The sequence below is a fragment of the Pseudomonas sp. FBF18 genome (genome assembly GCF_024261405.1).
Taxonomy (GTDB): domain Bacteria; phylum Pseudomonadota; class Gammaproteobacteria; order Pseudomonadales; family Pseudomonadaceae; genus Aquipseudomonas; species Aquipseudomonas palmensis.
In genome coordinates this window covers 178,243-201,019 of sequence record NZ_QKRS01000010.1, presented here as the reverse complement: position 1 = coordinate 201,019, position 22,777 = coordinate 178,243, and the positions used below count along the sequence as shown (strand labels likewise).

Below are 22,777 nucleotides of genomic sequence, written 5' to 3'. Positions count from 1 at the left end.
TTATAGAGAGATTAAATCGCGCGTCAAGGGTTAATTGGCGATATTCGATGAACAAAGAAAGTTGCGCACTATATTGCTCATCTTCGCCTCCTTGCGCATCATAGACGCCAGGCCACACGCCTCTCTCTATATAAGGAAGCAACTCCAACAATGAACACCCACCCCCGCAGCCTGGCCTCCAGCCTCTTCCCCATTGGCCTGCTGCTAATTGCAATGGCATCCATCCAGTCCGGCGCCTCGCTGGCAAAAAGCATGTTCCCGCTGGTAGGTGCGCAAGGCACCACAACGCTGCGCCTGATTTTCGCCAGCCTCATCATGCTGGTGCTGCTGCGCCCCTGGCGCGCGCGCTTCACCTCCAGCACCCTCAAGTCGGTCATCATCTATGGCCTGGCATTGGGCGGCATGAACTTTCTCTTTTATATGTCCTTGCGCAGTGTCCCGCTGGGTATCGCCGTTGCCCTGGAGTTCACCGGCCCGCTGGCCGTGGCATTGTACGCATCGCGCAGGGCCATGGATTTCGTATGGATCGGGCTGGCAGTGATCGGCCTGTTGCTGCTGATACCCATCGGGCAGACCGGGGCGGCCATCGACCTGGTAGGCGCCGGCTACGCACTGGGCGCCGGCGTGTGCTGGGCGCTCTACATTCTGTATGGGCAGAAAGCCGGGGCCGAGCACGGCATTCAGACCGCCGCACTTGGCGTCATGGTTGCCGCGCTGTTCGTTGCGCCGATCGGCATCGTTCATGCCGGCAGTGCCCTGCTCAACCCTGCCCTGCTACCCGTGGCGATTGGCGTGGCCATTCTGTCGACAGCATTGCCGTACAGCCTGGAAATGGTGGCCCTGACACGCCTGCCCGCTCGAACCTTCGGCACACTGATGAGCATCGAACCGGCATTCGGCGCATTGTCGGGACTACTGTTTCTCAACGAAGTGTTGAGCATGGCGCAATGGCTGGCCATCGCCGCGATCATTACTGCCTCGGTGGGTGCCACACTGTCCATGCGCAGGGAAAGCCCAGCACTGGTGCCAGCCGACTGATTTGAGAAATATTTCCATTTGAACCTGTTTTTGTCATTGTGTCGCCATGGCACCCTGTTTAAGCTGTAATTCAATGCACTGCTTGAAGTTTTAACTTAAGACAAGGACGCGAGAGGCATCAGGAAGAGGCGCAGGTAACCGTCTCGGGCTTGCAGACCCGACACTCTTTGTAAGGACAGGAATGAAACGAATTTTGCTCATCCTAGCCATTCTGGCCATTGCTGGCTGTGCGGCGAACGCCAAAACTGAGGTCAAACACGGCAAGAAGGGCATGCACATCAACTGCTCGGGCCTGTCGTCTTCATGGAACAAGTGCTACGCCAAGGCCGCCAGTTCCTGCGGCACCAAAGGCTACAAAGTCGTCGCCAAGTCTGGCGATGGCGAAGACGAGCCAGGGGACTACCCCTTCGGGCTCAACCCCGCCGGCTACACCAGCCGAAGCATGATCGTCATCTGCAAGTAACGAAAAAGGGCAACCCGCAGGTTGCCCTTTTTCATGTGCCCGATCAGACAGCTTCGGTTCTTTGTTCCAGCCAGTGCAGAGCAGCACCTGCCAGCAGTGGCGAAAGCCGTTCACGCACCGTGCGGTGGTAATCATTGAGCCATTCGCGTTCTTCGCTGCCCAGTTGCTCAGGCAACAGGCATCGTGTGTCGATAGGGCACAAGGTCAGCGTTTCGAATTCAAGAAAGTCACCAAAACCACTCTTGCCCGAATCCCGGGTGAACACCAGGTTCTCGATGCGCACGCCCCACTGCCCAGGCCGATAGGTGCCCGGCTCGATGGAGGTGATCATGCCGGCCTGCATGGCTGTGTGCGGCGCAGGCGAGGCCTGATAGGCGATCACCTGGGGCCCTTCGTGCACGTTCATGAAGTAGCCGACGCCGTGGCCGGTGCCATGCCCGTAATCCACATGCTCGGCCCATAACGGTGCTCGTGCAATCGCATCGAGCAAAGGCGAGGCAATGCCCCGCGGAAAACGCGCCCTGGATAGTGCAATCATGCCCTTGAGCACCCGCGTGCAATCCAGCTTCTGTTCCAGGCTTGGCGTGCCGATGGGCACCATACGGGTAATGTCGGTGGTCCCTCCCAGGTACTGCCCACCTGAATCGATCAACAACAGCCCATCACCTTCGATGAGCGCATGCGAGGCGTCGGTGGCACGGTAATGCGGCATGGCCCCATTGCTGTTGAAGGCGGCAATGGTGGCAAAGCTTGGGGACACATGACCGGGACGTCGAGCCCGGGCTGCGCCGAGCAAGGTGTCAACACTGACCTCGGTAAGGGTCGAATGCCCCAGTGCGGCTTCGAAGTCCGCGAAGAACTCGCACAACGCCGCACCATCCTGTTCCATCACCTGCCTGATATGAACGAGGTCCGCCTCGCTCTTTCTCGACTTGGACAGAACGCTTGGATTGATGCCTTCGAGCAGCTGCACCTGGGCACCGAGGTTGGCCAGCAACCCGCTGGTCACCCGTGCCGGATCTACCAGCAGGACACTGCCCGCCTCGATGCCTGCCAGCGCGCTGCCCACTGCTTCATACTCGCGCAGTTGCACCCCGTCAGACTCAAGTGCCTCGCGCACAGCGCTGTCGACCTTGCTCGATGCCACGAACAGAATGGCCTGATGCTGACCGATCAATGCGAAGGAAACGAATACCGGGTTGTATGAAACGTCGCTGCCACGCAGGTTGAACAGCCAAGCGATGTCATCCAGCGTCGCAATGAAATGCCAATCTGCGCCGCGCTCCTTGAGCGTTGTGCGCAGTTGCGCCAGCTTGTCGGCACGGCTGACGCTCGCGTGCGGCGGCAGGTGCTGGTAAACCGGGCTGCCTGGCAACGCAGGCCGCTCCAGCCACACCTGTGCCAGCAGGTCCCTGTCACTGAGCAGGCGCACATTGCGCACCCTGAGGCGATCCTGCAGCTGCCGCGCCGACGCCAGTTGCATCACCGCACCGTCTACTGCCACCGTGCCGCCTGCGGGCGCCTGCTCTGCCAGCCAGTCAAGGGCCCCCGGCTGACCCGGCATCAGCTTCATCAACGCGATGCCGCTACCCGCCAGCTCCTTTTCGGCCTGCTCCCAGTAACGACTGTCGGCCCACAGCCCGGCAAAATCGGCCGTCAGCACCAGCGTACCCACCGAGCCATGAAACCCGGACAGCCATTGGCGCCCCTGCCAGTAGCCTGGAAGGTATTCGGACAGGTGCGGGTCTGCCGAGGGCACCAGCAGTGCATCGACCCCTTCGCGGTTCATCACTGCACGCATGCGCGCCAGGCGCGCGGTTACTGCTTCCTGCATTCCAGGCTGACTGTTCATTATGTTGTGCCACCACCGCGACCAATGTTCTGGTGGACGATAATGAAGCAGCACTCAACCGTGGGCAACCGCCCAGAAAGGCACATTGTGTAACGCTGCGTGGATGGCACCGGCAGCGGCGTCGATATCCTCTTCGCGGGTATAGCGCCCCAGGCTCAGACGCAACGTCTGCCGTGCCGCACGCTCGTCATGCCCAAGCGCCAGCAGCACATGCGAAGGCGCACTGCTGGCCGAATTGCAGGCCGACGTCGAGGAAAACGCCAGCGTACGGGCCAGCGCCTGCAGATCGATACCGTCACCGCCAAAGGTCAGGCTCAACGTATGAGGGATGCGCTGGACAGGGCTGCCGTTGAGCCCCAGGCCGGGAATATCGGCCAGCTGCTCCAGCAGCCGCTCACGCAACCGGTGCATACGTGCAACTTCCTGCTGCTGCACCTGCCCGGCCAGTGCGAAGGCTGCGCCCATGGCGGCAATCTGGTGAGTGGCCAGGGTGCCCGAGCGCAATCCGTTCTCGTGCCCGCCACCGTGAATCTGTGCCTGCAGCAGCGGCGCGGCGCGCTTGCCGACGTAGAGCGCACCGATCCCTTTGGGCCCATACACCTTGTGCGCCGAAAACGACATCAGGTCCACCGGCCAGCGTGACAGGTCGATAGGCACCTTGCCTGCCCCCTGGGCGGCATCCACATGCAGCAATGCGCCGTGGCGGCGCACCCGCTCGCCGATGGCCTGCACATCGTTCAGGGTGCCCAGTTCATTGTTGACCAGCATCAGCGATACCAGAAAGGTGTCGTCACGCAGCGCCGCCGATACCGCCTGTTCAGTGATCAACCCTTGGGCATCGGCGCTCAGCCACGTCACCTCGATGCCTGCCAGCTCGAGCTGTCGGGCAGTATCGAGCACGGCTTTGTGCTCGATGCGGCTGGTGATGACATGCCCACCTGTGCGGCCCTGAGCCAGCCCTTTGAGGGCCAGGTTGTTGGATTCGGTGGCACCCGACGTCCAGATGATCTCGTCGGCCCGCGCCCCTACCAGGCCGGCGACCTGGGACCGTGCCTGCTCGACCGCCAGGCGTGCCTGCTGACCATACCGATGGGAGCTGGAAGCCGGATTGCCAAAACGCCCGGATACCCCCAGACACTCCACCATTACCTGAATGACTCGCTCGTCGACGGGTGTCGTGGCGGCGTAGTCGAAATACAGCGGGAGTGTGGTCATGGCCAGGCGCTTCCTGAATGCGTGGAGTAGTCGTGCATCTATAGTGCACGAACACGCATAGAACCATTAATTATCAATTTTCATATTTATATAACAAAAATATCATTACGGTGATGACTCAGGCTCCCGCGTCAGACGAGCAGCCAATCCCTTGGCCTGCAACGCCACATCGGTGACGGCAGTACTTTCCCACCACAGGCCACGCAGCGGCGGGCCCATCGCAAACAGGCGCGTACTGACCGCGCCATCGGCATCGATCACTGCGCCCTGCGGGTCGGCATCAATTCCAAGGGCCAGCGGCCCTGGCCGGATCAGCCTGCGCTGCAACAACGCTTGCGGTAGCGGGCGTGCCACGCGCCGCCAGTCATATTCGATACCGGTGGAGTTGACCAGTGCGGCACCCTCAACCCGCGTCGCCCGGGCCTCGCCGCGAAACCGCAGACGCACCCCCACCCCGGCTCCGGTAGCCGGTTCGACCCTCTGCAGGGAGGCCGCATGAATATGCAGGCGCCCCTCCTGGCGCAACCGCTCCAGCAGCGCTGCACCCTGGGGCGGCGAACGGTGATGATGGCTTTCCCACCAAGGCCGCACATGGCGCACGAACTGGCGGCGTTCGCGGTCACTGGCCTGGCTCCACAGCATGGGGATATGCTCCCGCACAGTGTCCAGCGGGGCCTGCCAGTCGATGCCCTGGGCCAACGCCAGCCTGCATTGCCGGCGCAGCGCACGCAGCAACTGGCGCGGGCTGCGCAGCGAAGGGTCCGCCTCGAGAAAATCCTCCCAGGGCGGTGGCTGACGGCGCTCGTGGGGCCACAACCCGTGGCGCGAGAATACCTCGACAGGCCCACGATGCCCGGCCAGTTGCAACGACACCAGGGTGTCGACCATGGTCAGCCCGGAACCGATGATCAACACTGTGCCTTGCGGGTCGATCGTGCGCATGGCGGCCACGTCCCAGGGGTCGATGGCTGCGGCGTTGAGGCTGTTCTCACCCACCTGCGCCGTGCGCGCCGCGGCAAACATGCCGGTAGCCAGCACCGCCTGGCGCGCCTGCACCCGGCGCCCATCCTGCAATTGCGCCTGAACCCTGTCATCGTGCACCTGCAGGTCAACCACCTCGGTACACACATGCTCCAGCGTGGAGCCGGCCTTGGCGCCGACACGCTCGGCCTCTGCCAGACGCTGGCGGGCATAGCGACCGAACAGACCTCGCGGCGGGAACAATTCGGCCACCGGCACGCCCTGCTCGGCGGATTCGGGCCACTGCCCGGCATCGATCTGCTGTTGCAGCCAGTGGGTCAGGTCATCGGGATTGTCCGGATCGACGCTCATGCGCGCCGCATTGCCATTGAGGGTATGACCGTTTTCGGTAGCGCTGTAGGCTTCGCCACGCCCCAGCTCCCCACGCGGCTCGACCACCAGCAGGCGCCGGCGTCCGGGGCGACGCAGCAATTGCGCCGCCAACAAGGCGCCGCTCAGGCCACCCCCGATGATCAGTACATCCGCCATGTCGTCGCAGGCAGGTGCCGGTTGTTGTTCGTGCATCGGTATCTCCTTTCCCGGGAGACCGGATAATAAGCAGCAATCCACCGCAAGGGCAGCGGTGCGGTACCAAAGGAGGATCAGCCCGCAGGCCCGACCACGTGCTTGCGGTACTCGCCTGGCGCAAGCCCTGTGACCTTGTGGAAGACCTTGCGAAACGCACCAGGGTCCTGGTAGCCAACACCCCAGGCGATCTGGTCGATGCTGCGGTTGGTGAACTCGAGCATCCGGCAAGCGCGCCCTACCCTCACCTGCTGACAGTACTCGGTGGGTTTGAGGCCGGTGGCGCTGCGAAAACGCCGCAGGAAGGTGCGCTGCTCGAGCCCTGCGCAGTCGGCCATCAAGGCCAGGTTGACCTCCCGCGCCCCCGTGCTCTGCAGCCAGTGCTGCACCTTGAGCACCGCTTCGTCGCCATGGTCCAGGCGCGGGCTGAACACGCTGCCCGGCCCAGGCATGGCATGCACTGGCGCCACCGCGAGAAATCGCGCCGTCTCAGCCGCCAGGGTCTGCCCCTGGAAGCGCTCGACCAGCTTGAGCCCCAACTCGGTCCAGGCCATCAATCCGGCCGAGGTAATGATGTCGCCATCTTCCAGCAACGGCAGGTTGGCCTCGACCTTGACCAGGGGAAAGCGCTCGGCCAGCGATTGGGCAAAGTTCCAGTGAGTAGTGGCGGAGCGACCGTCGAGCAGGCCGCTGGCGGCAATGAAGAACACCCCGACACACACCGACACCAGCAGCGCGCCTTCGCGGTGCCACTGGCGCAGGTCGTTGCAGAAGCGATCGATCAGGTCGGGGCCCGGCTCCTCGGTCAGGCTGGGCGGGATGATCATCACTCGCGGGCGGTGATGCGCCTGCGGGTGACTGTCGAAGCTCACCGCCAGCGGCTGTCCCGGCATCTCGGCCCAGTGGCACACCCGCAGCAGCGGGCTGCGTCGCGCCCCGAGGTCCGCGGCCATGCGGTTGGCCACCGCGAACAGGTCGGTCAGGCCATGCACTGCCGCCATCTGGGCACCTGGGTAAACCAGAATACCGATCTCGACCTGATCGCCGATTGCATCCATTGTCAGTTTTTCCCGCCAATTTGTCGGTCGCGCCAATGCGCAAGCCTGTCGCACAAGCCTATAACTATCAGCACGTCACAACCATTCTCCTGAAGGACTGCACCATGAGCAAACAGGCACTGATCATCGTCGACATCCAGAACGACTACTTCCCCGGCGGCAAATGGACGCTGCACGGCGCCGATGCGGCCGCCGACAACGCCGCACGGATCATCCAGGCTGCCCGCGAAAACGGCGACCTGGTGGTCCATGTACGTCATGAGTTCGAGTCCGCCGATGCACCTTTCTTCACTCCGGGCTCCGAAGGCGCGCAGATTCATCCGAAAGCAGCCGCTCGCGAGGGCGAGCCGGTGGTGCTCAAGCACAACGTCAACAGCTTTCTGGGCACCGACCTCAAGGCCCTGCTCGACCAGCACAAGATTACCGGCCTGACCCTGGTCGGCAGCATGAGCCACATGTGCATCGATGCCGCCGCCCGGGCCGCCTCGGACATGGGCTATGGCACCACGGTGGTGCACGATGCCTGCGCCACCCGCGACCTGGAATTCAACGGCGTGGTCGTACCGGCGGCCCAGGCCCACGCGGCGTACATGGCATCGCTGGCCTTCGCCTACGCGCAGGTGGTCTCCACCCAGGAGTGGCTTGACGCCAATCGGCGCTGACAGGCCTTCAGATCACCACGTTGCGCACGAAGCGCGTCGCCACGTCGCCATCGTTGCGGTAGGCATGCATGCGGTTGCTGGCGAAGCTGTAGAAATCGCCAGCCGCCAGCACATGTTCCTGCGTTTCTATCACCAGGGTAAGGCGCCCCTCGAACACGTAGATCTGTTCGCTCCAGCCGTCGAAATCGGCCTCGGCCGGGTACACCTCGCCCGGCTCCAGGCGCCACTCCCACAACTCCACCTCGCGGCTGGCCCTGGAACTGGCCAGCAACACGGCCTTGCTGCCGGGGTGCACACCGGCCCAGGCCAGTTCGTTGATGCGATCAGGGTCACGGCTGTCAGGTGCCTGGATCAGGTCGCTGAACGCCACCGACAAGGCCTCGGCGATCAGGTCGAGGGTGGTCAGGCTGACATTCTTTTCACCCGCTTCTATTGCCACCAGCATGCGTCGGCTGACACCGGATTTTTCTGCAAGGGCGCTCTGGCTCAGCTCTGCCGCATGGCGCAGGCGCCGGATATTCTGGCTCACGTGCTGAAGCACGGAGGCCCGCTGACTGGAATCTTTGTGCACTATATTGCTCACTCACATGGCTTGCGCAGTATACTGCCCACCTTCCGACGCATTGTGCGTCGCTCGCCCCACGTGTGCAAGCCCATGACCTCGCCGACCACTGCCCGATCCCTCTTCCTTTCATTGCGCCTGAGCAAGGCCGAACTGGTGCTGGTGTTCATCACCATGCTCTGGGGCGCCACTTTTCTGCTGGTGCATAACGTGATGACCGTCAGCGGCCCGATGTTCTTCGTCGGCCTGCGCTTTGCAGCGGCGGCGCTGTTTGTCGGAGCGTTCAGTGCGCGTGCGCTGTCCGGCCTGACCTGGTTCGAAGTCAAGGCCGGCGTGCTGATCGGCGCCTCGATCATGCTGGGCTACGGCCTGCAGACCGTGGGCCTGCAAACCATCACCAGTAGCCAGTCGGCATTCATCACCGCCTTGTACGTACCTTTTGTACCGCTGCTGCAGTGGCTGGTGCTGGGCCGGCGCCCGGGGCTGATGCCGAGCCTGGGCATTGGCCTGGCGTTCGCCGGACTGATGCTGGTGGCCGGCCCCAATGGCAGCTCGCTGCAGTTCAGCCCCGGCGAAATCGCCACGCTGATCGGCGCCGTGGCGATCGCAGCCGAGATCATTCTGATCAGCAACTATGCCGGCAAGGTCGACGTGCGCCGCGTGACCGTGGTGCAACTGGCTACCGCGTCGGCGCTGTCGTTCATGATGGTGGTGCCCACCCGGGAAGCCCTGCCGGACTTTTCCTGGCTGCTGCTGGGCAGTGCCGTCGGCCTGGGCGCCATGAGTGCGGTGATCCAGGTGGCAATGAACTGGGCCCAGCAATCAGTCTCGCCCACCCGGGCTACGCTGATCTACGCTGCAGAGCCGGTATGGGCCGGTATCGTCGGCCGCCTGGCGGGCGAGCGCCTGCCGGGCATCGCACTGCTCGGCGGGCTACTGATCGTGATCGCGGTGGTGGTCAGCGAACTGAAGATCAAACGCCGTGGCGAGCCCCTCGGCGCCAGCGATGACGATCAACAGGTGCAACAAACGGACCGGTAATCTTCAATAGCGGCACAATTCTTGTAAAAAACTGTTATAAAAAAACGCGTTGATGAGGCGCAAAAGTAGGATTCTGCGACAGCTTGCGTGTTGGTGATCGACGGGGCGCCACGTATGATCCCTTACAAACCTCTGCAGATTAGAAATCTATGTCCTTGATAGTTCTACTGCTTCTGCCGTTTGTTGGCAGCTGTCTGGCGGCTGTACTGCCGCACAACGCGCGTAACAGCGAATCACTTCTGGCCGGCCTTGTCGCGCTGGTCGGTACCGTGCAGGTCGCACTCCTGTACCCGCAAATTGCCGATGGCGGCGTCATCCGTGAAGAATTTCTGTGGCTGCCGAGCCTGGGCTTCAATCTCGTGCTGCGCATGGACGGGTTCGCCTGGCTGTTCTCGCTGCTGGTGCTGGGCATCGGCACCCTGGTGTCGCTGTATGCGCGCTACTACATGTCACCCCAGGACCCGGTTCCGCGTTTCTTCGCGTTTTTCCTGGCGTTCATGGGTGCCATGCTGGGCCTGGTGATCTCTGGCAACCTGATCCAGATGGTGTTCTTCTGGGAACTGACCAGCCTGTTCTCGTTCCTGCTGATCGGTTACTGGCACCACCGTGCCGATGCACGGCGCGGCGCCTATATGGCGCTGATGGTCACCGGGGCCGGTGGCTTGTGCCTGCTGGCGGGGGTACTGCTGCTCGGCCATGTGGTGGGCAGCTATGACCTGGACAAGGTCCTGGCCGCCGGTGACCTGATTCGCAGTCATGCCCTCTACCCCATTCTGCTTCCCCTTATCCTGCTCGGCGCCCTGACCAAGAGCGCTCAATTCCCCTTCCACTTCTGGCTTCCCCACGCCATGGCCGCGCCCACGCCGGTCTCGGCCTATCTGCACTCGGCCACCATGGTCAAGGCCGGGGTGTTCCTGCTGGCCCGGCTATGGCCGTCGCTGGCCGGCAGCGAAGAATGGTTCTGGATCGTCAGCGGCGCAGGGGCCTGCACCCTGCTACTGGGCGCCTATGCGGCCATGTTCCAGAACGACCTCAAGGGCCTGCTGGCCTACTCGACCATCAGCCACCTGGGCCTGATCACCCTGCTGCTGGGCCTGAACAGCCCGCTGGCAGCGGTAGCGGCGGTGTTCCACATTCTCAACCATGCCACCTTCAAGGCCTCGCTGTTCATGGCCGCCGGCATCATCGACCATGAAAGCGGCACCCGCGATATCCGCAAGCTCAGCGGACTGTTCCGGCTGATCCCGTTCACCGCCACCCTGGCCATGGTCGCCAGTGCCTCGATGGCCGGCGTACCCTTGATGAACGGCTTCCTGTCCAAGGAAATGTTCTTCGCCGAAACCGTGTTCATCAGTTCCACGGCCTGGGTCGAAACCACCTTGCCGATCATCGCGACCCTGGCGGGCACCTTCAGCGTCGCCTATGCGCTGCGCTTCACCGTCGACGTGTTTTTCGGCCCGCCGGCCACCGACCTGCCCCATACCCCCCACGAGCCGCCGCGCTGGATGCGCGCGCCGGTCGAGTTGCTGGTGCTGACCTGCCTGGTGGTGGGTATCTTCCCTGCGCAGTCGGTGGGCCCGCTGCTGGCCGCTGCCGCACTGCCGGTGGTGGGTGGCACGCTGCCCGAGTACAGCCTGGCCATCTGGCACGGCTGGAATGCACCACTGATCATGAGCCTGATCGCAATGTGCGGCGGCGTGGTGCTCTACCTGGTGCTGCGCAATCAGCTCAAGCGCGGGCGCTTCCTCTACCCGCCGCTGATCGAGCTGTTCAATGGCAAGCGCCTCTTCGAACACGGCCAGGTGCTGCTGATGCGTGTGGCGCGCCGCTTCGAGCGCCTGTTCACCACCCGCCGCCTGCAAAAGCAGCTGTTCATGCTGGTGCTCATCGCCCTGCTCGCCGGCGTGCTGCCCATGCTGCAAACCGGCTTGAGCTGGGGCGACCGGCCAAAAATCCCGGGCTCAGGTGTATTCGTGATGCTCTGGCTGATCGCGATCATCTGCGCCATCGGCGCTGCGTGGCAGGCCAAGTACCACCGGCTGGCGGCCCTGACCATGGTCAGTGTCTGCGGCCTGATGACCTGCATCACCTTCGTCTGGTTCTCGGCGCCGGACCTGGCACTCACCCAACTGGTGGTCGAAGTGGTCACCACGGTGCTGATCCTGCTGGGCCTGCGCTGGCTGCCACGGCGTATCGAAGACATCTCGCCCCTGCCCGGCAGCAAGGAGCGCGCTGTGGCACGCCGCCTGCGCGACCTGCTGCTGGCGGTGCTGGTCGGCGGTGGCATGGCCTTGCTGTCGTACGCAATGCTGACCCGCCCGACCCCCAACGTGATTTCTTCCTTCTACCTGAGCCGGGCGCTGCCCGAGGGTGGCGGCACCAACGTGGTCAACGTGATGCTGGTTGACTTCCGCGGCTTCGATACCCTGGGTGAAATCACCGTACTGGTGGCCGTGGCACTGAGCGTGTTTGCCCTGCTGCGCCGCTTCCGCCCGCCCAAGGAGAGCATCCAGCTGCCTGCCCAGCAGCGCCTGCTGGCGCCGGACGTGGTCACCGACCTGGTCAACCCGCGTCAGGCCGCCGATACCGCGCTGGGCTTCATGATGGTGCCCGCCGCCCTGGTGCGACTGCTGCTGCCGATCGCGCTGGTGATCTCGATGTACCTGTTCATGCGCGGCCACAACCAGCCCGGTGGCGGCTTCGTCGCCGGCCTGGTGATGTCGGTGGCGTTCATCCTGCAGTACATGGTCGCCGGCACCCAGTGGGTGGAAGCCCAGATGAGCCTGCGTCCGCTGCGCTGGATGGGCACCGGCCTGCTGCTGGCAACCCTCACCGGGGCCGGGGCGATGCTGCTCGGCTACCCGTTCCTGACCACGCATACCGCGCACCTTGACCTGCCGATACTGGGCGACATCCATGTCGCCAGCGCCCTGTTCTTCGACACGGGCATCTTTACCGTGGTGGTCGGGTCCACGCTGCTGATCCTCACCGCACTGGCCCACCAGTCGGTGCGCAGCCACCGGCCGAGCAGCCAGCCCAAACCCACCGTCAACCCGGGAGCCGCCTGATGGAAGAAGTGATTGCAATTGCCATCGGTGTGCTCGCCGCGTCAGGCGTGTGGCTGATCCTGCGCCCACGGACCTTCCAGGTGGTGATGGGCCTGTGTCTGCTGTCGTACGGCGTCAACCTGTTCATCTTCAGCATGGGCAGCCTGTTCATCGGCAAGGAGCCGATCATCAAGGACGGCGTACCCCAGGACCTGCTCCATTACACCGACCCGTTGCCCCAGGCACTGGTACTGACGGCCATCGTCATCAGCTTCGCCATGACCGCCTTGTTCCTGGTGGTGCTGCTGGCTTCGCGCGGGCTGACCGGCACCGACCACGTGGATGGCCGGGAGCCTAAAGAATGAGTGTGATGAACCAACTGATCGTCGCGCCCATTCTGCTGCCGCTGCTGACCGCCGCACTGATGCTGCTGCTGGGCGAAAAGCGCCGGCCGCTCAAGGCCCGCATCAACCTGATCTCCAGCCTGGCCGGGCTGGGTATTTCGATCTGCCTGCTGCTGTGGGTGCAGGAGCAGGGCCAGGCCAGCTCGATTGGCGTGTACCTGCCGGGCAACTGGCAGGCACCTTTCGGCATCGTGCTGGTACTCGACCGCCTTTCGGCACTGATGCTGGTACTCACCGGCATCGTCGGGGTCAGCGCGCTGGTGTTCGCCACCGCGCGCTGGGACCGTGCAGGCGCCAGCTTCCACGCCCTGTTCCAGATCCAGCTGATGGGCCTGTACGGCGCCTTCCTGACGGCCGACCTGTTCAACCTGTTCGTGTTCTTCGAAGTGCTGCTGGCCGCCTCCTACGGCCTGATCCTGCATGGCTCGGGTCGTGCGCGGGTCAAGGCCGGCCTGCACTACATTGCCATCAACCTGCTCGCTTCCTCGCTGTTCCTGGTGGGGGCGGCGATGCTCTACGGGGTCACCGGTACCCTGAACATGGCTGACCTGGCCCTGAAGATTCCGCTGGTGCCCGAGGCCGACCGCGGCCTGCTGCATGCCGGCGCGGCGATTCTGGCCACGGCCTTTCTGGCCAAGGCGGGTATCTGGCCGCTCAACTTCTGGCTGGTCCCGGCCTACTCGTCGGCCAGCGCCCCGGTTGCCGCACTGTTCGCGATCATGACCAAGGTGGGCACCTATACCGTGCTGCGCCTGTGGACCTTGCTGTTCTCCGGTCAGGCCGGCGCTTCGGCGTTCTTCGGCGGCGAGTGGCTGGTCATCGGTGGCCTGGCCACCCTGGGCTGCGCGGCGCTGTCGATCCTGGCGGCGCAACGCCTGGAGCGCATGGCCAGCCTGAGCATCCTGGTCTCGGCCGGCACCTTGCTGGCCGCCATCGGCTTCGGCCAGGCGGCGCTGACCGCCGCCGCCCTGTTCTACCTGGTGAGCTCCACCCTGGCCTTGTGCGCGCTGTTCCTGCTGGCCGAGCTGATCGAGCGCTCGCGCTCGGCCAACGAGATCCCGCTGGAAGACGACACCGATGCGCTGCCCTCGCCCCTGGAATCGCTGCAGCCGCCCAAGGGCATCAACCTGGACGATGAACAGAAGGCGGTGATCGGCCAGGTGATTCCCTGGACCATGGCATTCCTGGGCCTGAGCTTCATCGCCTGCGCGCTGCTGATCATCGGCATGCCGCCGCTGTCCGGCTTCATCGGCAAGCTGAGCCTGATCAGCGCCCTGTTCAACCCCAACGGCCTGGGCGTGCCGGTCGACCAGCCGCTGTCTGCAGCCGGCTGGGGCCTGGTGGCCTTGCTGGTGCTCTCGGGCCTGGCATCGCTGATCGCCTTGACCCGTGTCGGCATCCAGCGCTTCTGGACCCCGCAGGAGCGCCCCTCGCCGTTGCTACGGCGCAATGAGTGCATTCCCATCGTGCTGCTGCTGGGGCTGTGCGTGCTGCTGAGCGTGCGCGCCGAACCACTGCTGCGCTACACCCAGGACACGGCGGCCGGGCTCAAGGACCCTGCCAGCTACGTCAATGCGGTACTCGGCACGCGACCGGTGCCCGGCCCCACCAGCGAGGCGATTGCCGGGCAGGTGCAGCCATGAAGCGCCTGTTTCCCGCACCACTGCTGTCGCTTTCGCTCTGGGGGTTGTGGTTGCTGCTCAACCTCTCGCTGAGTGCCGGCAACCTGCTGCTTGGCGCACTGCTGGCGATCCTGGCACCCATCCTGATGGCGCCGCTGCGTCCGCTACCGGTGCGCATACGCAAGCCGGGCACCATCGTGCGGCTGATTCTGCGAGTGGGGGGCGATGTGGTGATGTCCAACCTGCAGGTTGCCCGTAGCGTATGGCAGGCCGGTGGCCGGCCGCCACGCTCGCGCTTCATCCGTATTCCGCTGGACCTGCGCGATGCCCATGGCCTGGCGGCGCTGTCGATGATCACCACGGTCATTCCCGGCACCATCTGGTCGGAGCTGGCGCTGGACCGCAGCATCCTTCTGCTGCATGTCTTCGATCTGGACGATGAAACGCAGTTCATCGACCACTTCAAGCACACCTACGAACGTCCGCTGATGGAGATTTTCGAATGACTGGCCTGCTCGCCAACGCCATTCTCGCCAGCCTGTTCATCTTTGCCCTGGCCATGGCCCTGACCCTGGTGCGCCTGTTCAAAGGCCCTTCGGCACAGGACCGGGTACTGGCGCTGGACTACCTGTACATTCTGGCCATGCTGATGATGCTGGTGCTGGGTATCCGCTACGCCAGCGACACCTACTTCGAAGGTGCGCTGCTGATAGCCCTGTTCGGCTTTGTCGGCTCGTTTGCCCTGGCCAAATTCCTGCTGCGTGGCGAGGTGATCGAATGAACTCGACCGTCGAATTGCCGTTCTGGCTTGAAGTGGTCACGGCTGTGCTGCTGGTCGTCAGCAGCCTGTTCGCCCTGAGCGGCGCGGTAGGCCTGCTGCGCCTGAAGACCTTCTTCCAGCGCATGCACCCGCCCGCCCTGGCGTCGACCTTCGGCACCTGGTGCGTGGCCATGGCTTCGATCCTGTACTTTTCCGGCCTCAAGCACTCGCCCGTACTGCACGCCTGGCTGATCCCGATCCTGCTGTCGATCACCGTGCCGGTGACTACCCTGCTGCTGGCGCGGGCCGGGCTGTTTCGCAAGCGCATGGCCGGGGATGACGTACCCGAAGAGGTCAGCAGTGGCCGCGGGCGCGATACCGGGCACTGACACCTGGCCCTATCGAGCTGCCAACACCTGCAGCTCGCGGCGCACCATTGCCGCATATTCCGGCGGGCTCAGCTGATACAGCTGCCCTGCCACCCAGTTCAACCAGGCGCCCTGCAGCACCGCGCGTTGTGCCAGCCACTCCAGGGCCTGGGCCTGGGCGCGGGCCTGATGCTCGGCGTGGAAGCGCGCACGCCCCGACGCCGCAGCGGTACTGCTCACTCGCTGGCCTTGAAGGTCAGTTCGCCCTTGCGCCATTTGGCGGCCTTGGCCGTGGCAGCCTTAAGGGTCTTGGTCAGGCCTTCCTTGATCTGCTCGTGGGCAGCAAACACCATCACCACGGTCTGCCCCTCGCGGAACACGATGCCATGCCCTTCGGGCACGGTCACGAACGCATAATCGCCCAGTTCGTAGACGGTCAGCTTGATGTCGCGAAAGCGGATCTCCAACTTGCCACCTTCGCGGCTGGGCAATACCGCCGCCCGAAAGTGATCGCCCACTTTCAGTTCAAGCCGCTGTTTGTCATCGACCACCAGGGCCTCTTCGGTATCGATCTCGGCAAGGTAGATACCTTCGGCACTTTGTTCGGTCACGTAGACGAAGCGCGATTGAAACTGTTTGACCAACTTGGCCCGCAGGTCGCCCAACACGAAGAGGGCGTGCATATCCAGATTACTGACTGCCAATGATTAATTCCTCAAAACCAGCATCACCCCGCCACCTCGCAGGCGGCACTGCGCCGCGAAGGTCCCGGTTTTCAATTTGAAGTCTGAAAGACTAGTGGATCAGTGCCAGGGTTGTTCGTACGCACAGACACCAGGCTGCGAAGGAAAACACGTCGTGCCCTGCCAGTTGATAACCGGCGGCTACAAACAGCCATTTCCCAAAGTGCAACCGATTTCTCTGACAGCGTGCTCGCTGAAAAAATGCGATAGCTGAAAGAAAGATCCCAGAACGAAGGACCTCTGGACGAACATGTTCACTGCACAGGGAAGCGAATATGCACGAAAACACCGAAACACGTCGAGTGGGCAATACACTAGAAGTATCAAAAAATATCGGGAGCGCATCCGGCAAAACCCGGCCGCGCTACATTGTAGTGCCGGCTGGCGTCGGTTTTTTCCATATCACGGAGTCTGCCACGGGCCGGGTGAAAGGCTTTCGCCGACATCACGGGGAGGCCTGCGACCTGGCAAGGACCCTCGAGACCAGGCCCCGCGCCTACCCGGCCTGACAGGCGTCCAGCCCCTGCCCATCGAACTGTGCCAGCCAGGCGGCGCGACAGGCGTGTGCCTCGTCACGGCTGGCGAACGCGGTGCCTCTGCGCTCACCGTTGACCAGCACCACCCAGCACACGCGCATGCCCACCGAACGCAGCGAAATGGGAACGCCACTGCCGATCATCACCGCCACATCGACCTTGCACTGCATGATTCCCTCCGGAATTTAATTAGCAGCCTAACGATGAGGCGATGATAAACCCCTGCCCCTTGCGGGAAAAAGCTATCCCCGGCATAGCTGTTTTGCATCAAGTGCAACAAATCCGGCTCAGGAAATCACGCTGTGCTGGGGTCGATAGCCCAGGCGCAAGCCACCCCAGTGGCGCCCCTGTACCTGGATCGGCACCGACAGGTCATGCATCAGCTCGCCCGTGTCACGGGTATAGGTCTGCAGCAGCACCGGTTGCTGATGGCTGCCGCAACGGATACCGGTGCGGTCGTCGAACTTGCGCTTGCTGCGGTTGTGCGCGGTATCGGTCGCCTCGTCACCGGTCAGTGGCTGGCTGAAGGCGTTGTTGTGGGTCGGCACATAGCCCTGCTGGGTACAGGCAATGGCGAACACCAGGCCTTCATGCTGGGCCAGCAGCGGCTCCTGGATCGCGGGCAGTACTTGGTCGGTGTAGTCGTCGAAACGCGTGCGGTAACGGGCCGGGCGGGTACCGGGCAGCAGCTGATACTGGCGATCGAACAGAGCATCGACGCTGATGCGCCCCTGGGCGATGTCGGCCTCGAAGCGTTCGGCAATTTTCTGGGCCCCCTGGCGGGCAAGGTCGTATACGCGCTGGTGGTAGTCATCCAGCCCCACCTCGGCCAGACGCTCGCTGATACGCTCGGCCTGACCTTCCATCTGCACGGCTGCCTGGGCCAGGCGCTGGGTCTGCTGGTCGCTCACCACCAGGTCGCTGCGCATCTGCGCCACGGCCTGGAACAGGCTGTCGAGCTGAGTACGGTTGGTCTCGGTACCGGCAGCGATCGCATCGATCTGCTGCTCGACGCCAGCGGCGAGCCCGGCAATGGCGTCCAGTTGCTCGCCGGTGTGCTCGACCTGGTCCACCCCCTGGTGCAGGTCATCGGACAACTCACGGATCTGCTCCACCACCTGGGCGGTACGCTGCTGGATATCGGCCACCATCAGGCCGACCTCCTCGGTGGCACTGGCGGTACGTCCGGCCAGGCCACGCACCTCATCGGCCACCACGGCAAAGCCACGACCATGTTCGCCGGCGCGCGCGGCCTCGATGGCCGCGTTCAATGCAAGCAGGTTGGTCTGGCTGGCGATGGTCTGGATCACCAGGGTAACCCGGGCAATGTCTTCGCTGCGCTGGTGCAGCGCCTCGATCAGTTCGCGGCTGTCGTTGGCACGGGCGCTGAGCTGGTGCATGCGCTGGATCGACTCGGCCAGCACCGTTCTGCCGGCAGCACTGCTGTGGTGGGCCTCGCGGGCCGCGCCCAGGGCCTGCTGGCTGAGCTGCGAAGTGGCTTTCTCGGTACCGATCATGACTTCGGCACTGCTGACGATCTGCGCCGCCGACACCAGTTGCGATTGCAGCTTGTCGGCCAGTTGCTGCACCGCATGGGCAACGCCAGCGGCAGACAGCGCGTTGTGGCTGGTGGCCTGGGCCAGGTCACGGGTCAGGTCGCCCAGCGGGTCCTGCTCGCTCACCACCTCGGCCGGCCGCTTGCGCATCAACGGCAGCCACAGGGCCAGCAAGGCCAGTGGCAGACACAGGTAGAAGGACACATCGGCAAACGCCATGGCACTGAGCAACACCACCAGCACCAGGCTTTGCAGCGCCGTGCCCGACCAGCGCCGGGCGCCAGTGGACGTACCTTGCAGCGGCACCAGCGTGCCAGGCAGAGATCCTTCTCGCATCATAACAATGGTTCCCGCAGTGTCGTTATTGTGCCCCCATTAAACGCCACTACAAGGCCATTATCCATGCTTCGTTGGATGTAAGACCCTCCTGCTTGATGCAAGGCAAAGAAACGCAAAAGCCCCGGGCTGTGAACCCGGGGCTTGCTGGTACGACAGCGGGCGTCAGGCCTGACGCTGGTGCTTGTCGAGCTGCTCGTGGCGCTCTTGCGCCTCGATGCAGTACTTGGTGGTGGGGCTGATCAGCAGGCGCTTGAGGCCGATCGGCTCGCCGCTGTCTTCACACCAGCCGAAGCTGTCGTCCTTGATGCGGCCCAGGGCAATTTCCAGCTGGGGCAACAGGCGCTGGTCGCGGTCGATGGTGTTGACCAGCCAGTGACGCTCTTCTTCGACCGAGGCGGCGTCGGCAGGATCAGCAGGGGTGTCCAGGCTTTCGATGGCTACACGACTTTTCTCGATGCGCTCATGGATCTCCACTTTCATCGACTGCAACAGCTCGGTGAAAAAGGCATGCTGCTCAGCGTTCATGTAGTCATCGGCCGGCATGGCCAGCAACTTTTCCTTTGTCATTGATTTCTCTATAAAAAATACGTGCATTTAGGCGATCGGGTGCTACCGGCGAACAGCTCGCCGGCGGCGCAATTCTTCAAGCACCATCCGGCACTCAATTTACAGGGGGCGGCAGTCTAAGGCCGAGTTTCGCAAGGGGCAATACAAATGAAGGTGGTTTTGTCCGAAATGCCCCTCGAACGAACGTCAACGCTCCCCTGAGGGCGGCCTTTATAGCAAAAAAACTCGTCCGCAGGGGTAGTCTCGCTGTTTATCGCACGCCCGCCTCGCCCAGCAGCTGGCTCAGCACCGCACGCAGCTTGCCCGGCTTGACCGGCTTGTTGAGCAATGGCGCGCCCAGGCGCTGCATCGCACGGCGACTCTGGTCGCTGCGATCGGCGGTGATCATCACGGCGGGTATGGTCACCGCGAAATGCTCACGCAGGTCGCGCACCACTTCGCAGCCGGTCACCCCGTGGTCCAGGTGAAAGTCCGCCAGCACCAGTTCCGGCGCGCGCCCCTGCAACACCTGAAATGCCGTCTCGCGGTCGGTCGCGGTCAGCACCTCGCACCCCCACTGGGCCAGCAGGGCGGCCATGCTCTGCAGGATGCTCAGTTCGTTGTCCAGCACCAGCAGGCGGCGCCCCGGCAGCGGGTCGCCGACGCTCGGCAGCGGTGCTGGCGCCAGCACCGGCGGGCAACGACGTTCGGTGGAGAGCGGCACATCGATGCTGAACACCGAACCGCGCCCCGGCCAGGAGCGCACCCGTACCGGGTAATCGAGGATCCGCGCAATGCGCTCGACGATCGCCAGGCCCAGGCCCACCCCCTTGCGATCGGCGGCGCGGCCCACATCGAGCTGGTTGAATTCGAGAAAGATCGATTGCAGGCGCTGCGCAGCAATGCCGCGCCCGGTATCCCAGACCTCCAGGCGCAGGCAGTCGCCACGCCGCCGCGCCCCCAGCAGGATGCGCCCCTGTTCGGTGTAGCGGCAGGCGTTGCTGAGGAAGTTGCGCAGGATCCGCGTCAGCAGCCGCACATCGGTGCGGATCACCTGGCGCCCGCTGCGCAAACGCAGGCCCAGGCCCTCGGCAGCCGCCACCGGCTGGAACTCCGAGGCCAGCGGCGCCAGCACATCGTCCAGCAGGTACAGGTCAAGGTCAGGCTTGATTGCCGCCTGGTCGAGCCGGGAAATATCCAGCAGATCGCTCAACAGGTCTTCGGCACCTTCCAGCGCCTGGTGCGCGCGCTCCACCAGCAATTGCTCGGCCTGCGGCAACTGGCGCTCGCGCAGGGTCGAAATCAACAGGCGTGCAGCGTTGAGCGGTTGCAGCAGGTCGTGGCTGGCGGCGGCCAGGTACTTGTCCTTGCTGCGGTTGGCCGCCTGGGCCGCATCGCGTGCCTCCATCAGCTGGCGGGTACGCTCGGCCACGCGCTGCTCCAGCTCGTCGTTGAGTTGCTGCAGACGCTCCTGCGCCAGCTTGCGCTCGGTGATGTCGGCGACGAAACCCTCGACCACGCCCTCCTCGTCCGGGCGCAGCAACAGGTTCATCAGCACATCGATGCTGCTGCCGTCCTTGCGTCGCAGCTGGGTTTCGTAACCCAGCAGGGCCTGCTCGCGCTGCAGCACCTGGGCAATGTCCTGCAACTCGGCCTGGCCGCCCACGAACAGGTGGCTGGCCAGGTCACGCCGGGAAAACAGAACCGCCTGGGGGTCGGCATACCCCAGCATGCGCGCCAGCGCCGGGTTGGCGGCGCGCAGGCCATCGTCGAGGCTGGCCTGGAAGATGCCGTGCACCGCATGCTCGAACAGCCACGAATAGCGCTTGCGCTCGGTTTCCAGCTCGTCCAGGCGCGCCGCCAGTTCCGGGTAGTGGCTTTTGCGAACAGTGTGGTTGCTCAGCCCCAGCAGCCCGGCCAGCGCATTCGCGCCAGGCTCAGAGGGCCTCGCCATACACCACCTCGACATCACGCTGGCTCGAGGTCCGCGGGTTGGTGAGGATGCACGGGTCGTCCATCGCATGCTGCGACAGGAACGGAATGTCGCTGCTGCCCACCCCGTGCAAGGCCAGGGTTTCGTGAAAGCCCACGGCGTGCTTGAGCGCGATCAGGTGCTCGACCAGGCGCTGGCGGACCTGATTGTGGTTCAGCCCGCGGCAATCGATACCCAGGGTCTGCGCGATCAACTTGAAGCGATCGGGGGCGGCGCTGTAGTTGAAGGCCACCACATGCTCGACCAGCACCGCATTGCACAGACCGTGGGGCAGGTCGAGAAACCCGCCCAGGCTGTGGGACATGGCGTGCACCGCCCCGAGGATGGCATTGGAGAAGGCCAGCCCGGCCTGCATGCTGCCGAGCATGATCTTCTCGCGCAGGGCAATGTCCTGCGGGTTGGCGATCATCTGCACCAGGTTGCCGTTGATCAGGCGCATTGCCTCCAGGGCATGGGGGTCGGTCAGCGGCCCATGGCCGGTGGACACGAACGCCTCGATGGCATGCACCAGCGCGTCGATGCCGGTACAGGCCGACAGGAACGGGTCCATGCTCAGGGTGGTTTCAGGGTCGATCAGCGACACATCGGGTACCACCGCCTTGCTGACGATGGAGAACTTCATGCGTTCCTGCTGGTTGGAGATGATCACGAACTGCGACACGTCGGCCGAGGTGCCGGCGGTGGTCGGGATCAGGATCAGCGGCGGGCTCGGCACTCGGATGGTGTCGACCCCTTCGAACTCCAGGATGTGCCGGCCGTGGGCCGCCACGATGCCGATGCCCTTGGCGCAGTCCATCGGGCTGCCGCCGCCAACGGCCACGATCACGTCGCACTGTTCGCTGCGATAGCGCTCGGCGCCGGCCATGACCTCTTCGACCCGCGGGTTGGGCGACACGTCGCTGTACAGGCAGTAATCGATGCCCTGCGCCTGCAGGCTGGCCTCGATGTCGCCGACCCAGCCGACGGCGATCACGCCAGGGTCACTGACCAGCAGTACCTTGCGCGCGCCGAAGGTCCTGGCGTAATTGGCCACATGGTGCCGACAGCCGGCACCGAAGATGATTTCCGGAGAGACGAATTTACGCAACTGGCTCAGGTTCGGGCTCATGCGACGCCTTCTTGTTCTTTTAAGGTAGCGCCAGCCTAAAGCATCAGGAGGGTTTTGCAATCAGACGATAGGGGGGATGCACAAGGCAGCGCCGGTGCCTTGGGGCACCGGCGCAAGAGGGATCAACGGCTGGCGAAGTACATGGTCACTTCAAAGCCGATACGCAGATCAGTGAACGCGGGTTTTTTCCACATAGGTCCATCCTCTTCTGGCACCACAGGATTGCGGTGCGTCTATTAATACACCGTTGCCGGCGCAGGTCGAATGCTACTTTGGAACAGATTTTCCCACAGCCATCGGGCGTCAGAAGAAGCCCAGC

Annotated in this window: 23 protein-coding genes; 10 read left to right on the top strand and 13 right to left on the bottom strand. The window is 63.8% G+C overall.

Features of this window, described 5'->3' with window-relative positions; translation table 11 throughout:
* Positions 1-150 precede the first annotated feature (150 nt).
* Together rhtA and DN387_RS17320 are read left to right on the top strand one after the other, a co-directional pair.
* Positions 151-1,038 (top strand): threonine/homoserine exporter RhtA, encoded by an 888-nt coding sequence (gene rhtA / locus DN387_RS17325; RefSeq protein ID WP_054915733.1) that lies wholly within the window; start codon positions 151-153, stop codon positions 1,036-1,038.
* A 181-nt stretch (positions 1,039-1,219) separates the two neighbouring features.
* Positions 1,220-1,501, top strand: coding sequence for a hypothetical protein (locus DN387_RS17320; RefSeq protein WP_043859840.1), 282 nt, complete (start codon positions 1,220-1,222; stop codon positions 1,499-1,501).
* 43 nt (positions 1,502-1,544) lie between these two features.
* Here the strand turns inward: DN387_RS17320 and DN387_RS17315 are convergent, their stop codons facing one another.
* The 4 genes from DN387_RS17315 to DN387_RS17300 all read right to left on the bottom strand — a co-directional run bounded on the left by DN387_RS17315 (position 1,545) and on the right by DN387_RS17300 (position 7,171).
* Positions 1,545-3,353: an aminopeptidase P family protein gene (locus DN387_RS17315; RefSeq protein WP_054915732.1), complete on the bottom strand. Its 1,809-nt coding sequence runs from the start codon at positions 3,351-3,353 to the stop codon at positions 1,545-1,547.
* A 54-nt stretch (positions 3,354-3,407) separates the two neighbouring features.
* On the bottom strand, positions 3,408-4,568 hold the full coding sequence (locus tag DN387_RS17310) for a cysteine desulfurase family protein (protein ID WP_054915731.1): 1,161 nt from the start codon (positions 4,566-4,568) through the stop codon (positions 3,408-3,410).
* A gap of 105 nt (positions 4,569-4,673) precedes the next feature.
* Positions 4,674-6,113: an FAD/NAD(P)-binding protein gene (locus DN387_RS17305; protein WP_054915730.1), complete on the bottom strand. Its 1,440-nt coding sequence runs from the start codon at positions 6,111-6,113 to the stop codon at positions 4,674-4,676.
* A 77-nt stretch (positions 6,114-6,190) separates the two neighbouring features.
* Positions 6,191-7,171: a GlxA family transcriptional regulator gene (locus tag DN387_RS17300; protein WP_054915729.1), complete on the bottom strand. Its 981-nt coding sequence runs from the start codon at positions 7,169-7,171 to the stop codon at positions 6,191-6,193.
* A gap of 104 nt (positions 7,172-7,275) precedes the next feature.
* Between DN387_RS17300 and DN387_RS17295 the strand changes: the two genes are divergently transcribed.
* Positions 7,276-7,833: a cysteine hydrolase family protein gene (locus DN387_RS17295; protein WP_054915728.1), complete on the top strand. Its 558-nt coding sequence runs from the start codon at positions 7,276-7,278 to the stop codon at positions 7,831-7,833.
* Between the two features lie 7 nt (positions 7,834-7,840).
* On the opposite strand, the gene DN387_RS17290 is transcribed toward DN387_RS17295, so the two are convergent.
* A complete protein-coding gene (locus DN387_RS17290) occupies positions 7,841-8,404 on the bottom strand; it encodes a helix-turn-helix domain-containing protein (protein ID WP_043859845.1) in 564 nt (187 codons plus the stop codon).
* A gap of 84 nt (positions 8,405-8,488) precedes the next feature.
* Between DN387_RS17290 and DN387_RS17285 the strand changes: the two genes are divergently transcribed.
* From DN387_RS17285 to DN387_RS17255, 7 genes are all read left to right on the top strand, one after another.
* The gene (locus DN387_RS17285; protein WP_054915727.1) at positions 8,489-9,436 is read left to right on the top strand and encodes a DMT family transporter; all 948 of its coding nucleotides are present in this window, start codon (positions 8,489-8,491) and stop codon (positions 9,434-9,436) included.
* A gap of 149 nt (positions 9,437-9,585) precedes the next feature.
* Entirely contained in the window at positions 9,586-12,504 is a 2,919-nt protein-coding gene (locus tag DN387_RS17280) for a monovalent cation/H+ antiporter subunit A (protein ID WP_054915726.1), read from the top strand.
* Entirely contained in the window at positions 12,504-12,848 is a 345-nt protein-coding gene (locus DN387_RS17275; protein WP_007986256.1) for a Na+/H+ antiporter subunit C, read from the top strand. The genes DN387_RS17280 and DN387_RS17275 overlap by 1 nt, the downstream gene beginning before the upstream one ends.
* The gene (locus DN387_RS17270) at positions 12,845-14,530 is read left to right on the top strand and encodes a monovalent cation/H+ antiporter subunit D (protein WP_043860101.1); all 1,686 of its coding nucleotides are present in this window, start codon (positions 12,845-12,847) and stop codon (positions 14,528-14,530) included. The genes DN387_RS17275 and DN387_RS17270 overlap by 4 nt, the downstream gene beginning before the upstream one ends.
* Positions 14,527-15,015, top strand: a complete 489-nt coding sequence (locus DN387_RS17265) for a Na+/H+ antiporter subunit E (protein ID WP_043860102.1) — start codon at positions 14,527-14,529, stop codon at positions 15,013-15,015. The genes DN387_RS17270 and DN387_RS17265 overlap by 4 nt, the downstream gene beginning before the upstream one ends.
* A complete protein-coding gene (locus DN387_RS17260) occupies positions 15,012-15,290 on the top strand; it encodes a K+/H+ antiporter subunit F (protein WP_043860103.1) in 279 nt (92 codons plus the stop codon). Before DN387_RS17265 ends, DN387_RS17260 begins: the two co-directional genes overlap by 4 nt.
* The gene (locus DN387_RS17255) at positions 15,287-15,658 is read left to right on the top strand and encodes a Na+/H+ antiporter subunit G (protein WP_043860104.1); all 372 of its coding nucleotides are present in this window, start codon (positions 15,287-15,289) and stop codon (positions 15,656-15,658) included. Before DN387_RS17260 ends, DN387_RS17255 begins: the two co-directional genes overlap by 4 nt.
* A 9-nt stretch (positions 15,659-15,667) precedes the next feature.
* Here DN387_RS17255 and DN387_RS17250 read toward each other — a convergent pair whose 3' ends face one another.
* The 8 genes from DN387_RS17250 to pqqA all read right to left on the bottom strand — a co-directional run bounded on the left by DN387_RS17250 (position 15,668) and on the right by pqqA (position 22,652).
* Positions 15,668-15,877 (bottom strand): hypothetical protein, encoded by a 210-nt coding sequence (locus tag DN387_RS17250; protein WP_235384112.1) that lies wholly within the window; start codon positions 15,875-15,877, stop codon positions 15,668-15,670.
* Complete coding sequence (locus DN387_RS17245; protein WP_043860106.1) at positions 15,874-16,341, bottom strand: hypothetical protein; 468 nt, start codon at positions 16,339-16,341, stop codon at positions 15,874-15,876. The genes DN387_RS17250 and DN387_RS17245 overlap by 4 nt, the downstream gene beginning before the upstream one ends.
* A 535-nt stretch (positions 16,342-16,876) precedes the next feature.
* The gene (locus DN387_RS17240) at positions 16,877-17,086 is read right to left on the bottom strand and encodes a hypothetical protein (RefSeq protein ID WP_054915725.1); all 210 of its coding nucleotides are present in this window, start codon (positions 17,084-17,086) and stop codon (positions 16,877-16,879) included.
* A 117-nt stretch (positions 17,087-17,203) separates the two neighbouring features.
* Positions 17,204-18,811 carry a methyl-accepting chemotaxis protein gene (locus DN387_RS17235; protein WP_043860108.1) on the bottom strand — a complete coding sequence of 536 codons (1,608 nt, stop codon included), beginning with the start codon at positions 18,809-18,811 and terminating at the stop codon, positions 17,204-17,206.
* A gap of 162 nt (positions 18,812-18,973) precedes the next feature.
* Positions 18,974-19,378, bottom strand: a complete 405-nt coding sequence (locus DN387_RS17230) for a TraR/DksA C4-type zinc finger protein (protein WP_043860109.1) — start codon at positions 19,376-19,378, stop codon at positions 18,974-18,976.
* Positions 19,379-19,628: 250 nt separating this feature from the next.
* Entirely contained in the window at positions 19,629-21,311 is a 1,683-nt protein-coding gene (locus DN387_RS17225) for a NahK/ErcS family hybrid sensor histidine kinase/response regulator (protein WP_054915724.1), read from the bottom strand.
* Positions 21,295-22,458 carry an alcohol dehydrogenase-like regulatory protein ErcA gene (gene ercA / locus DN387_RS17220; protein ID WP_054915723.1) on the bottom strand — a complete coding sequence of 388 codons (1,164 nt, stop codon included), beginning with the start codon at positions 22,456-22,458 and terminating at the stop codon, positions 21,295-21,297. The genes DN387_RS17225 and ercA overlap by 17 nt, the downstream gene beginning before the upstream one ends.
* Before the next feature lie 122 nt (positions 22,459-22,580).
* Positions 22,581-22,652, bottom strand: coding sequence for a pyrroloquinoline quinone precursor peptide PqqA (gene pqqA / locus DN387_RS17215; RefSeq protein ID WP_020289857.1), 72 nt, complete (start codon positions 22,650-22,652; stop codon positions 22,581-22,583).
* Between the last annotated feature and the right edge of the window lie 125 nt (positions 22,653-22,777).